Origin of the sequence: Brevibacillus jepli (genome assembly GCF_047229145.1) — a bacterium.
GTDB lineage: Bacteria > Bacillota > Bacilli > Brevibacillales > Brevibacillaceae > Brevibacillus.
Map to the genome: position 1 here is coordinate 71,060 of NZ_JBFEFW010000012.1, position 12,278 is coordinate 83,337.

11 protein-coding genes and 1 riboswitch are annotated in these 12,278 nt (G+C 45.7%); of the genes, 3 read left to right on the forward strand and 8 right to left on the reverse strand.

Features of this window, described 5'->3' with window-relative positions:
• Positions 1-77: 77 nt before the first annotated feature.
• From AB1L17_RS14880 to AB1L17_RS14905, 6 genes are all read right to left on the reverse strand, one after another.
• On the reverse strand, positions 78-1,565 hold the full coding sequence (locus AB1L17_RS14880; RefSeq protein ID WP_412845641.1) for a YcdB/YcdC domain-containing protein: 1,488 nt from the start codon (positions 1,563-1,565) through the stop codon (positions 78-80).
• A 125-nt stretch (positions 1,566-1,690) separates the two neighbouring features.
• Complete coding sequence (locus AB1L17_RS14885) at positions 1,691-3,880, reverse strand: M56 family metallopeptidase (RefSeq protein WP_412845640.1); 2,190 nt, start codon at positions 3,878-3,880, stop codon at positions 1,691-1,693.
• 11 nt (positions 3,881-3,891) lie between these two features.
• The gene (locus AB1L17_RS14890; protein WP_412845639.1) at positions 3,892-4,278 is read right to left on the reverse strand and encodes a BlaI/MecI/CopY family transcriptional regulator; all 387 of its coding nucleotides are present in this window, start codon (positions 4,276-4,278) and stop codon (positions 3,892-3,894) included.
• A 158-nt stretch (positions 4,279-4,436) separates the two neighbouring features.
• Positions 4,437-6,551 carry an RCC1 domain-containing protein gene (locus tag AB1L17_RS14895; RefSeq protein ID WP_412845638.1) on the reverse strand — a complete coding sequence of 705 codons (2,115 nt, stop codon included), beginning with the start codon at positions 6,549-6,551 and terminating at the stop codon, positions 4,437-4,439.
• Between the two features lie 320 nt (positions 6,552-6,871).
• Complete coding sequence (locus AB1L17_RS14900; RefSeq protein WP_412845637.1) at positions 6,872-8,464, reverse strand: catalase; 1,593 nt, start codon at positions 8,462-8,464, stop codon at positions 6,872-6,874.
• 85 nt (positions 8,465-8,549) lie between these two features.
• Positions 8,550-9,284, reverse strand: coding sequence for a 2-phosphosulfolactate phosphatase (locus tag AB1L17_RS14905; RefSeq protein ID WP_412845636.1), 735 nt, complete (start codon positions 9,282-9,284; stop codon positions 8,550-8,552).
• A gap of 124 nt (positions 9,285-9,408) precedes the next feature.
• Here AB1L17_RS14905 and AB1L17_RS14910 point away from each other — a divergent pair, with 124 nt between their 5' ends.
• Positions 9,409-9,933, forward strand: a complete 525-nt coding sequence (locus AB1L17_RS14910) for a hypothetical protein (protein ID WP_412845635.1) — start codon at positions 9,409-9,411, stop codon at positions 9,931-9,933.
• Between the two features lie 173 nt (positions 9,934-10,106).
• Here AB1L17_RS14910 and AB1L17_RS14915 read toward each other — a convergent pair whose 3' ends face one another.
• A complete protein-coding gene (locus AB1L17_RS14915) occupies positions 10,107-10,310 on the reverse strand; it encodes a cold-shock protein (RefSeq protein ID WP_007729289.1) in 204 nt (67 codons plus the stop codon).
• A gap of 420 nt (positions 10,311-10,730) precedes the next feature.
• Here AB1L17_RS14915 and AB1L17_RS14920 point away from each other — a divergent pair, with 420 nt between their 5' ends.
• Complete coding sequence (locus tag AB1L17_RS14920) at positions 10,731-11,084, forward strand: rhodanese-like domain-containing protein (protein ID WP_412845634.1); 354 nt, start codon at positions 10,731-10,733, stop codon at positions 11,082-11,084.
• 78 nt (positions 11,085-11,162) lie between these two features.
• A riboswitch (cyclic di-AMP (ydaO/yuaA leader) is annotated at positions 11,163-11,318 on the forward strand.
• Between the two features lie 7 nt (positions 11,319-11,325).
• Positions 11,326-12,051 carry a CAP domain-containing protein gene (locus AB1L17_RS14925; protein ID WP_412845633.1) on the forward strand — a complete coding sequence of 242 codons (726 nt, stop codon included), beginning with the start codon at positions 11,326-11,328 and terminating at the stop codon, positions 12,049-12,051.
• A 64-nt stretch (positions 12,052-12,115) separates the two neighbouring features.
• Here the strand turns inward: AB1L17_RS14925 and AB1L17_RS14930 are convergent, their stop codons facing one another.
• A complete protein-coding gene (locus AB1L17_RS14930) occupies positions 12,116-12,271 on the reverse strand; it encodes a hypothetical protein (protein ID WP_412845632.1) in 156 nt (51 codons plus the stop codon).
• Positions 12,272-12,278: the final 7 nt, after the last annotated feature.

The window sequence follows — 12,278 nt, forward strand, 5'->3', positions numbered from 1 at the left end:
TTAGGCTCATGCTTTATTCATAAAGATACGTTCGACATAATTCTACATTGTCCTCCCATGTATATCCATGACAAAGATCAAGTTGTTACAGTTGCACCACTGCATGCATCGATATACAGGAGCTTTTGCTTACCACCGTCTGCCATTGTCGTAGTCTGCTCGTATATGAGTCGATATCCATTATCGTTCGTGTCTTCATACCACTTCAGCTTCAACCTGACATGCTCAGCATATCGTTCAAATGCTTCGTCGGCTGTAATCCTTGGCTGAAAGGAATGCTCAGCAATTGTGCGAAGCATGTCATATGAAACTCCCCTGTAAGCGATAATTTTACCGCTGGAAGTACTCACACTAAGTAAGACGCTCTCATTTTTAACCGGTGTATTCCCGATAACAACAGGAAGAAAAAATACCTCTCTATCTCGCAGTTCCCCGTCCATCTCTTCCTGTTCATCTTCCAGTTGAAGGTACTCATGGTAGTCAGGGAACACTTGCCGCAAAAACTGCTCCGCCTGCTCCCAGCACTGCTCCCTGCTTAGTCGTGGAGCGTCTTCTTGATTGACTTTGCGATGGAAAGCAACAATTCGTCCCGTCGACTTTTCGATATGGATCAAAAACGCCGCTTCCAGATTCCGAAACGACTCAGCGTACGTTCGCTTCATGTATGACTCTGCTGATTTTTCGTCTGGCGCCCTTCTAACGTCCTCTTCAGCTTGTACTCTACGATATCTCATGCGAATTCTTTCCCCGTCATCCGCACTTTTTTCTAGATGATAGTACTCAGGATCGACACCGAGTCTTTTCAACCAATCCGTGTTGCTGTAGATGATTGGCTCTCTGTCCACGCCTATTGAGGGAGCAATCGGACGAGAGTCTGGTAGTAGATAGTGATCCATTCCATGCAGATCGACACCAGTACTGGCATCGATCATTCGAAAGTCTGGGATTGGTTCATAGACAAGCCGATATTGTGGCTTTGTCCCAGCTTCTTCATGGCACGAAGGTTCTAAAGTGACGATGGTCAGCTTCATCTGGATTTCTTGCAGGATTTGCTGTTTAACTGTTTCTTCCTCACAGATGCTTTCTGGCCATACTGGTTTTGAAGTGGCTTCGTTTCCTTCCAAATCGTACTGAATGACGTCTAACTCATTGTCGATTGTCACTCTGCACCCTGTATGCGGCAGCGGGATTCCCCCGACTTCCTCCCTGTACGTGATGATTCGTACATGCTGTCGTTCTTCTATATGTACCCTTGTTAATAAATCATGATGGGGTGTATGTCTTTTCAGGAAGGCGTCAGCGATGCTTCGCGCTTCCTCAACCGAGCTGATTTCCCCAGCCGTATTCAGAGTTTCCTTCTCCAAATCTAACGACATTAATTGACCAGTTTCCAAATCGAGCGATACTGAAATCGTGCGGCTGGATTCTTCCGGGTCCGCCCAAATAAAGGAGCGCACGTTTTCATCGCCCTCTGGCGTATTGTCTTCCATTACGAGATGGTAATGCTTGGGGATGTCGACAATGGTGTGCGCAATCTTGCTGAGTCTCTCGTAATCGATTGACATGTTATTCCTCCTAGAGCTAAATCTCGTCTTTGTACTCTCAATGGTTATACGTAAATCTGAACAGGACGTCACAGGTAAAATGAAAAGAGCCTGCACCATAATTGTACAGACTCTATACGCTTTCTCTACTTTTTCAGGTCGATTGCCTTTGCCTTAATGAGAGCGGTGACCAATTGCTGTTGCTCCTCCGTGCCCTCATCGACAAACGTCGCCTTATAGCAAACCTCACCTTTTAGCCAAAAATACGAGTAGTTGTTTTTCTCATCAGGTCCGCTCATGGTGCCGTCAATTTTATACGGCTCTGTACGAAATACTTCTTGCCCACCAATGTTTAAAGGCGTGACTTTTACATCAAATTTTTGACCATCGATCCGATAGAAAGGAACCGTCTTTGTTTTTTTCATATTTTCCACAATTGATTTGTCCTTGATCTGAGCAAATCTGACGAGCTGAATCCCTTTCGCGTTTGCCTCTTTCGGCTTCTCCAAGGTGACATGCATCGTCCGCTTTTCTTCTTCCTCTTTATTGGCCGGGAAGCTGAAATTGAGCTTCTTGCTAACAAATGCATCTTTTGCCTTGAATCCACCAGGCAGCTCCAACGGAAAGACTGGTTCAATCCCCATCATCGTCGAGAAGTATCCCACATCATCCAAATCGAGGATCGAGATATTCTGCATGTCGTTATTGGCGTACTGTTTTCTCAACTTCTCGTTCGGTGCAGCGAGTGATTCGATGACTTTGACAAACTCTTCTTTAGTTTTACTGTTGATGGTTTGAATCTGGTAATAAACCCCTCCGTCACTCCAGAGATAAATATCCAGCTTGACATCGCGGTCTTCCAGATGAGAAGTCCTTGAGATAAGGGTGACTGGCTTGCCTTTTACGGATAATTGTTCTTTGGCCATTGTGTATTTGGGGATTTTCTTGTTGTCCAGGCTCGCATACACCGCGTCCGCAGTCTCTTCTACTTTGCTCGCTGAAATAGAAAACGCATCTCCATCCTTGCGAAAGTTGAGGGACACTAGTTTTTCCGAAGAATCTGACTGCTTTGCATTCATAATTCCACTGGATTCAAACGTAAAGCCTGCTGGCAAATAAGTAGGCACCTTAAAAGCGAAATCAACCATCTTTTCAGCTTTTTCCAACCGGTTCGTAAACTGGAACGATGCTTCGCCAAACAGAGGACGCATCTTATCGTCTTGCTTTACAGCCACCTGGAGTGAGGTCGGCTCTGCTGCGTTGGTCAGTGTCACTGCACTAATGACTAGGCCGCATGCAACGGCTACAGCTGATAACTGATAGGATCCTTTTTTGAACGTTGAAATCATCTGAATTCTCCTTTTCATTTGTTCAGAATGATGAGAATGGTGAAAATAGAGTGGATACGGCATGGGTCGTTTCTCCGAAATCTGTCTCGCAAAAGCGAGTAGCGTCATGCCATAAGGAATCGCTTCTTTTTCCCCCAATACATCCAAAACGTATTCATCACACGCAAGCTCCATATCTGCCTTCATTTTACGAATCGATAACCAGACGAGCGGATTCATCCAATGGATCGCGAGTGCGAGGGAGCCAAGGAAGCTCCACAGCAGATCCTTGCGTTTGTGATGAGCGAGCTCATGCGCGAAGACATGATAGAGCTCATCATCTGACAAGGATTGGTATACATCCCGCGGACAATATATCCAGGGTGCAAAGAGCCCGGAGATGAACGGCCCCTTCGCCAGTGTCCCTGTGTAAACTGGCATTTGCCTTTTCACACCAAACTTCTCTTTGCACGCCTTCATGATGGTCAATACTCTCTCATCTGTCACTCGCATCAGAAATCGTTCTTTGGTGTGCATGTTATACAGGTAAACGAATAATCTCACCAGCATAACTACCATTCCGATTAGCCACACCAACGCCAGAATCTGAATGTAGGCAGCGTGCGTGGATGTAACCCTTCGTTCATCATCACTGACAGCTTCCATTTGCATGACCCCGCCATTTTCCACCGATCCAGACATGTCTTGGACAGCAGGAATGACAAGAGGTTCCGTATGTGTTACTTCAGGTTCTAGAGAGGGAGAAAGCGGCTGGACAACCGACAAGCTGTTACTCGCCAAGGATATCCAGGTGAAGAGACTAAATGAACTCTCCGGCAGCACGGGAACCAAGAGGCGGGCCAAAACGATGAACCATAACAAATGATGCATGCGCCAGCTGATCGCTTGTCGAACCCCTTTTTTGATGGCTACCAACAAAATTGCTACCAGGCTTGCCCCCAGCGAGGCGTAGCTCATCCACAAAAAAACTTGGCAGAGAAGCTCCATTTACATGTCCCTCATCCCTGCTTTTTATTTTGTTTTTCCGTCAGTATTTTTTGCAGCTTGTCGATTTCTTCGTTGGAAAGCTGTACATCTTCGAGAAAATTGGTCATCATCGTGCCTACTGCGCCATTGAATACTCGCTTCAAAAACGACTCGCTTTCTGCTCGCTTGCAATCATCTTCTTCAACGAGTGGGAAATATCGATAGCTGCGACCAGATTTTTCATAGCTGATCGCCTTCTTTTTGAGCAGCCTGTTCAAAAACGTACGTACCGTCTGCTCTGTCCATTCGATATCAGCTGGTAAACGCTCAATGATCTGCTCCGCTGTCGCTGGATGATCTCTCCAGATCACCTTCATGATCTCCCACTCCGCCTCCGAAATTTTCGGAATGTTGCTCATCACATCATCACTCCTTAGATTTACAATTGTAATTTGAACTTCTGTTAAGATATTACAATTGTAAACCTTAGCTGTCAACCATCTTTTTCCACATCTTCTAAAAACGGCAAAAAAAGAAGCACAGTGGAAAATACCAATGCTCCACTGTGCTGATTCTTTTATTGTCTGACCTTATCTGGCTGAAGCTCGCCTGTTCCGTACGGATTATCGCCAATTATGACAACTTTATCATCTTCGGTGACCAGTACATGGTAGTGTGAGCCCGGTCCCTCGATCGCATAGTCGTATGTGGAAGAAATCAGGCGAACAGGTGCAGCAACTTTTTGCTTTTTAAACGGTTCCCAATCGTGCTCAAAGATTTGCCCATCTTTGGTTATCCGCAGGCGTCCACTTACCTTCGCGATGCCTTCTTCCGTTTTCGGTTCCAGCTTCACCTTGATTGCCCCTGCGTCATTTCCTTCTCTCTCTGGGTAACTCTGAATCTCTTGTACCTCGCCTGCCTCGTTGATCGCCCAAACAGATTCAATGTCCTTCGTATAACGGACAAAATATTCTGGTGCGAGCTCACGAATTCCTTCCAAGCCAGGAATCAGGGTCATCGATTTGAATGGTTCCTCATCTTTGCGCTCTGCAAACAGGACTTGCCCCTTTTTGGTCAAAGCAAAGAACGTATACGGATTGGCGTATAGCTTGCTGACATCCGCAGCAAGGCCAGCATCAATCTTGAGGTCTTCCACTTTTGTTGGCTGTAGGTCGGTAATGACGTATACCCCTCCGCGTTCCTCGGATTTAAAGCTAAGCTTTACCGTCAGAAATCGATCATCCTCCGTGCGCAACAAAAGATGCTCCTCACCACCAACGAAATCCTTGATGCGATAAGGCAATGCCAGTGTATTGCAGTTACTAAACTTACTGGTCCAGAGCTGAATTTGCCCACTTTGATTCAAGGTAACAGGAGAATTTAGTATGCTATCCAATTGCTGAATTTTTGTCGGCCCCTTGACTTCATAAGGAACACGAGCGCCATCGAGAGCCCAAATAGAGCCATCCTTGCGAACGAAATAAGGCTGATCCAGCTCTGTGACTACTTGTTTCACATCGCGAATCTCGCCGAGCTCTGTCCATTTGTCAAATGTGACAGGAATTCTTCCCAACTGTCCTGTCATATTACTGCCCCAAGAGTAGACGTTGCCTTTTTTATCGAGTGCCAACACGTGATCTGTACCGGCCTGGACATCGGTTATATCAGACAGACCTGTTATTTTTACCGGTACTTCTACCTGATTCGGCTGATTCTCTCCCAGCATCCCGAATGTATTATGTCCCCAGCCCCATACGGAACCATCTTTTTTGACAATCAAATACATGCCTTCTCCGCCAACTGCCATTCGTGTGGCACCATCTGCGTGAGCAGCACGCATGACTTTCTCACTTTCTTTTGTGTCATTACGATACATTTCGCCTTTTTCCGTTTGGATCAAGGCGAGATCCGAATAATCGACAGCTACCTGTTTGACTTTTCCGGGAATATCCATGACCTTCGCATTATTTGTGTCTAGCTCTCCAGATTGACCCTCAAGATAAAGAAGCTTCCCTTGGTCATCTACTAAAAACAGCGAAAATGAGGAGCTATACATGTCACGGATGTTCGAAAAGTTCGTCAGCTTCTGCGGTGCTTTTGCTCCGTTTTCCCATTTCAGCACAGATCCATCTTCATTCAACAAAAAGAGTACGCCGTCATGCAGGTCGATTTGCTGGATGTTTTTGATTTTGTCGATCCCTGCCAGTTTTTCCGGTGCTTTCTTCTCATCGATCTTCCATACTTCACCTGCGCCCGTGAGTACGTAATCCGTAGTCAATTGCTTGGCATCCTTGATCCCGGCTAGCTTCTGCGGTTCATACTTCTCATCAGACTGATATCCCCATTTCCACACTTGCCCATCGTCTGTGAACGCATAGGAAATGCCAGGTCTCCAACCATAGCCTGCTTCATCAAAAATTTTTCCTGTCGCAATGGCAGTTATCCCCTCCATGACCGGCCTCTCATCCAACGGTTTCCAGGACGTAAACGCCTTGTCCGAGACAGATGCTGTTGCTTTATCTGGACTGCAAGCCTGTAGCTTCACTTCGGTATTTCCAACGGTGCTAGCAAATGCTTCTGCCTTTTCAAGAGTTGCTTTTGCAGGGGAAGCAGCAACTACCCCTCCCGTTGTCAAAAGTGAGAGTACTGCTGTATAGCTCAACAGCGCTACCCATTTCCCTCTTCTCTCCATTATGATTCTCCTCGCCATTTTCTAATGTAAACAATTGTAAGACGTTGGCCAATCGAATTGTGTTACTTCTTTATTGTAAAATTACTTCGAAACCCTTCTCACTGTTTCCGCCAATACCTCGCTCCAATAACGCGTAAAGCCTTGCCAAAAATTTTGTTGCATCGCGCGCAGCTTTTCATGATACTTCTCTGTTTGACTTACCGATAGCAGATCTACTATATGATTGTTAAGTAAATATGCAGCAGCATGCCAAAAAGAGCTTCACCAAGGAATCAGCAAAGCTCCGCTGTACATTTTCAGTCTTCGTTCTTCATTTGGGATCAGTAAGGCTTGGACGGATGTGACTTTTGTTCCGCTTCCTTTACAGCCGCCCCTGGATTCGTTGCGCCCATCGGCCCGCCTATTCCTTTATTGTTTCCACCGTTGTCCTGTGTGATTCCAGCTTTCAAGCGTTGGCCGTACTCTTCGTCACATTTGAAAAAATAGCCGAGCATTTTCTCTTGAATGCGAGGATCACAGGAAAGCAGTGCATCTGTCAGATTGGTGATGAGGTCTTCTCGCTCCCAGTCTTCCATGAGGCGATAACGTTCTCCCGCCTGTTTGAAATCGTTGGTACGATCGAGCTTTTGACGGACGACCTTTCCTTCGACTTCTGGCTGGTGATCGGGAGAGGCTTGCTTCGCTTCTTGCAGACCGCCAATCGTGGATGGCTCGTAGTTAATATGCCGCTCTTTCCGATCCACACGATACAGCATCTGTCCGCCTTCCTGATTGGTAGCCACATGCTTTTGTGGAGCGTTGATTGGAAGCTGCAAATAGTTGGCGCCAACCCGATAACGCTGCGTGTCCGAATAAGAGAAGGTCCTTCCTTGCAATAGCTTGTCATCAGAGAAATCAAGTCCATCCACCAATACGCCTGTTCCAAAAGCTGCTTGCTCGACCTCTGCAAAATAGTTATCCGGGTTTTTGTTCAAAACCATTTTACCTACAGGAAGAAACGGGAATTGATCTTCTGGCCAAATTTTCGTTGGATCAAGCGGATCAAAATCGAGCTCAGGATGGTCGTCATCACTCATAATCTGGACGCACATTTCCCACTCGGGATATTCGCCTCGCTCAATAGCTTCATACAGATCCTGCGTGGCGTGATTGAAGTTTTTGCCCTGGACCTCTTCCGCCTGTCTTTGTGTCAAATTTTTAATACCTTGGGTTAACGGCTGCCAATGGTATTTGACCAGGACCGCTTTGCCTTCCTTGTTTACCCACTTGTAGGTGTTAACTCCAGAGCCTTGCATTTGCCGATAATTAGCTGGAATTCCCCACGGGGAGAACAAAAACGTGATCATATGCATGGCTTCTGGCGTATTCGAGATAAAGTCAAAAATCCGTTCCACGTCCTGAATGTTTGTCACGGGATCAGGCTTGAACGCATGCACGAGATCAGGGAACTTCATGGCATCCCGAATGAAAAAAACTTTCAGGTTGTTGCCAACGAGATCCCAGTTCCCGTCCTCTGTATAAAACTTCACAGCAAATCCGCGTGGATCGCGTAAAGTCTCGGGCGAATGTGTCCCATGAATGACCGTAGAAAACCGTACGAACACAGGCGTTTTTTTCCCCCGCTCCGAAAACAGCTTCGCTCTTGTGTACGTAGAAACAGGCTCATCTCCTACCGTTCCATACGCCTCAAAATAACCATGTGCACCTGCACCTCGACTATGTACGACACGTTCAGGCGTTTTCTCACGATCAAAATGCGTTATTTTTTCCAGAAAGTCGTAATTCTCCAGAACGGTCGGTCCACGATTCCCAACTGTCCGCAGGTTCTGGTTGTCTGTGATTGGGTGGCCTTGACGATTCGTCAGAATACTTTCTTCATCTGACTGGTTGATGGACTTGCTGTTGTCATCCATATGAATCCTCCCTGTCCAGTTTTTCTCATGTGTGCTTCATAACCATGGTTACCGAATGAGGGATTCTTTATGCGAAAAGGACGACTTACAAAATGGCTTGGTAAGCAAAATCTTCGTTGAGAATGGGGACTGCGCGACTACTATTCCACTTCGCTGCAAGTGTGACATCTTCAGCGTATCCCATACTTATCAATTCTTGACCTGACGCACAGTTTTGCAAATAAGCGGGGAGTTGATCTTGCACCGACCGAAAAGCTGCCACCGCTATTTCTGCCTCCGGTGACAAACGATACCCTTCTAATTCGTGAAGCAATGCACCTGCGGCAATCATATCCTCAATGGCGGGGCGCAAAGCTCCATTACGCCAACGCTCTCCACAAGCAATGACAGTCACTGTTCCCAAACGCTTGCGTATGTACGCTGCCACCGATGGTGCATTTCGCAAGCATGCTGCAATCACCGTCGCACCTGTTTTCTTTGCCAATACTGTGCATGTCGATCCGTTTGGTGAGGGTAAAACAATCTTACTTCCGACCGGAATCGTTTTCAGACAAGCGGGTGACAGAGAAATGGGTTCTCCACGTTTTCCAGCCAGCAGTGCTTCTTTATGCTGGGCGAACTCCACAGCAGATTCATCCTTCATCTGATAAGGATAGACGATTCCTCCGCGTCCAGTTACGATGTCGACACATGTGCTAAAGGACAGCACGTCGATGATGACGATCATATCCGATACCGCTCCGACATGCTCCACCCCTTCGTATCCCCACTCAAATCGAGCCGAATAGTCTAGTTGTTTGCATACATGATCTTCTTTCAAAAAATTCCACCTTCCCCTATCAAAAATAGTTACTCGTCCCATTACGTTCGCCGTTACAAATTTAGACAAGAAACAATATCGTATTATTGTCCCACTAGATTCTATACAAATTGGAGTGATCAGGATGACAGAAAAGGAATACGAAGAGCATCACAACCGTAACAAACATCACGAGGATCACAAGGATGATCACGAGGACCACAAAGATCACAAAGATCACGAGGATCACGAACGTCACGAACATCGCAAGCACCGCAAACATCACAGAGAAACACTTGTGAGAACAACAGGTATTTTGCAAAACAATCTCAATGTTGCGCTCACAGCTCACCTTGACATCGTAAATCTAAACAACCGAGATGTGGAAGTGCGTGTACAAGTATTAAACTGGGGTAATGCTGTTACTCAGACAAATCCAGTCAGTACATTAGTTGACGTTACAACAGTTCTTCCAGCAAACACTCGGACTGTATTTAATGCAGCGATTCCTGCTTCCTTCCATTATGAAGTACGCCTAACTGTAGCTCGCAACAATGAAAACGTTCTGCTCACCACATACGGCCGTACCTCCATTGGTGGCGGACAAGTGAATGGCCTTACTGTGCTCGATAGCCAATTTAAGACGATTGAAATCGATACTTGCCTCTAACGTGTTAGCAAAATGGAAATAAGGAATTATGGTGGGGCGCCATAGTTCCTTATTTTTTACCTTTCATTGAACAACTAGAACATCCGCTGACTTCCTCATACCTAGTCAGCGACATCATTATGTAACCAAACAAAAAAACTGCCCGCTAAAGGACAGTTTTTTTATAAGGAGACTTACAGTTTTACTACGTTCTCAGCTTGTGGACCACGGTTACCTTGAACGATGTTGAATTGAACTTTTTGACCTTCGTCCAAAGTTTTGAAACCGTCACCTTGGATTGCGCTGAAGTGTACGAATACATCGTCTCCGCCTTCTACTTGAATGAAACCGAAACCTTTTTCTGCGTTAAACCATTTTACTGTTCCGTTCGTTTGCATTTAAAAAAACCTCCAAAAATTCAATTTGAATATGCTAGTCATATTTACCGAAGCAAATAAAGCTCACATATCATGAAGAAATACCAGATCATCTATATGATACGCCTTCATGATATGTGAAAATTATTTACTCCGATTATCATAGGACGGAACTGCAAAACTAAAAACTAAACCTTTTGAAAACCTAAAACAATGAAAGCCCTTCCTCTCTTCCATCCTTGCGGCTCCGATGACCGCGCCAGTGTGAATCGGGGATTCAAAAATGTTATCCATCAGCATACAAATACACCTCGATGAATGTTAGGTATCAATTTTTCAAGTAGCAAGTTCATTCTACCATGGTTGTCCAATAAAATCAACCGTTCATCCTTATTCTGGTCATTGCGGTACTCTGTTACAATAGGACTGGGAGGGATTTCATTGCAAAATCATCACACACTAACAAAGATTCAATTATCTCAAATGCTTCAACAAAAAACGCCCGTTCTTTTAATAGACGTACGCGACGCAGAAAAATTTATGGCCGGCAGTCTTTTTAGCGAAAACGCACCAACTCGAAACATTCCCTATCTTCTAATGAAAGAACAGGACAAGCCGCTCGATGAGGAAACAGAAAAGCTGGTTCGGAATGTACAGATCGTCACCTTATGTACAACTGGAAATAAAGCGCAAAAGGCTGCTGCTCTTCTTCGTGAGCATGGTTTTACAGCAAATGCATTGGAAGGCGGCTTGACCGCTTGGAACGAACAATCAAACGAAGGGCAAAAAGCCTAATTTATCAACCATTCTAGCTATTTGCCATATATTACTCCTTTATTTCGATTGGGATTGTCTGATATCGTTGTTCATGCCAAACGAAATAAGCCGAGACTTCCTGCTTGACAGGAGGTGCGGGGGACTTTTTTGTGGATGAGCAGTTCCACATTGGGGTGAATCGCCAATTGGCGTAGGGTTGTTTCCTCAATCCGAATCCGACAACTAACCTCGTAGGCAAAAAAAAGGAGAGATTTGTTAAATGAAACGTTTTGGTTCTGTTACAATCGCGATGACTCTTGGTTTGGGCTTGGCTCTAACGGGCTTTGCTACTTCCGCTTCAGCTGCTTCTAATTGCCCTGTACCTGGCGGACAATTCCAATATATGATGCCACAATTCCAAAAAGCTCCAAATGCTCAACAATTTTGGAACTTCTATCCACAAAAGCAAGGCTATATGCCTGGACAACCAATGCCAGTACAGCCACAGCAGCCTAAGCAACAACCTGTGAAGCCAGTACAACCGACTCCAGTGCAACCAGCTCCAGCTCAGCAAGCACCAGTGCAGCCAGCACCTGTTCAACCTGCTGCTCCAGCAAATCAAGCGGATCAAGCACAAACTGGTGATTTTGCAAAGCAAGTCGCGGATTTGGTGAACCAAGAACGTGCAAAAGCAGGTCTCAAGCCTGTTCAATTGGATGCAGCACTGTCCAAAGTAGCTTTGGCAAAAGCACAAGATATGTCTAGCAACAACTACTTTGATCACAACAGCCCAACGTACGGTTCTCCATTTGACATGATGAAGCAGTTTGGCATTCAGTATCAAACTGCAGGTGAGAATATTGCCATGGGTCAACGCAGTCCACAAGAAGTGATGACACAATGGATGAACAGTGAAGGCCACCGCCAAAATATTATGAACCCTGCGTTCACTAAGATTGGTGTAGGCGTCACGAACGGTTACTGGGTACAAGAATTTATCGGATAGATCGCAAATGAATATACGAAAAGCCGGTGTCTCGTCATGAGACCCGGCTTTTTTCGTGTAGGCGCTATTCCTGCTGCTCATTAGCCGCCTGTTTATTGGGGGAACAACAACAGCTTTCCTGCTCATTTACCAGCGCAACGTCTTTTTGATGCATTTTTTGCTTGGTTGGGTAAGCAGATACTTGCTGCAGCTCGGCATTGACATCAGACGATCGATTCATCCGTATG

Bases quoted from the DNA above. Each gene is read 5' to 3' on its own strand.
- AB1L17_RS14885 (WP_412845640.1), bottom strand. From the start codon at position 3,880: ATGGAGCTTCTCTGCCAAGTTTTTTTGTGGATGAGCTACGCCTCGCTG.
- AB1L17_RS14900 (WP_412845637.1), bottom strand. From the start codon at position 8,464: ATGGATGACAACAGCAAGTCCATCAACCAGTCAGATGAAGAAAGTATT.
- AB1L17_RS14925 (WP_412845633.1), top strand. From the start codon at position 11,326: ATGAAACGTTTTGGTTCTGTTACAATCGCGATGACTCTTGGTTTGGGC.
- AB1L17_RS14880 (WP_412845641.1), bottom strand. From the start codon at position 1,565: ATGTCAATCGATTACGAGAGACTCAGCAAGATTGCGCACACCATTGTC.
- AB1L17_RS14890 (WP_412845639.1), bottom strand. From the start codon at position 4,278: ATGAGCAACATTCCGAAAATTTCGGAGGCGGAGTGGGAGATCATGAAG.
- AB1L17_RS14895 (WP_412845638.1), bottom strand. From the start codon at position 6,551: ATGGAGAGAAGAGGGAAATGGGTAGCGCTGTTGAGCTATACAGCAGTA.
- AB1L17_RS14910 (WP_412845635.1), top strand. From the start codon at position 9,409: ATGACAGAAAAGGAATACGAAGAGCATCACAACCGTAACAAACATCAC.
- AB1L17_RS14915 (WP_007729289.1), bottom strand. From the start codon at position 10,310: ATGCAAACGAACGGAACAGTAAAATGGTTTAACGCAGAAAAAGGTTTC.
- AB1L17_RS14930 (WP_412845632.1), bottom strand. From the start codon at position 12,271: ATGAATCGATCGTCTGATGTCAATGCCGAGCTGCAGCAAGTATCTGCT.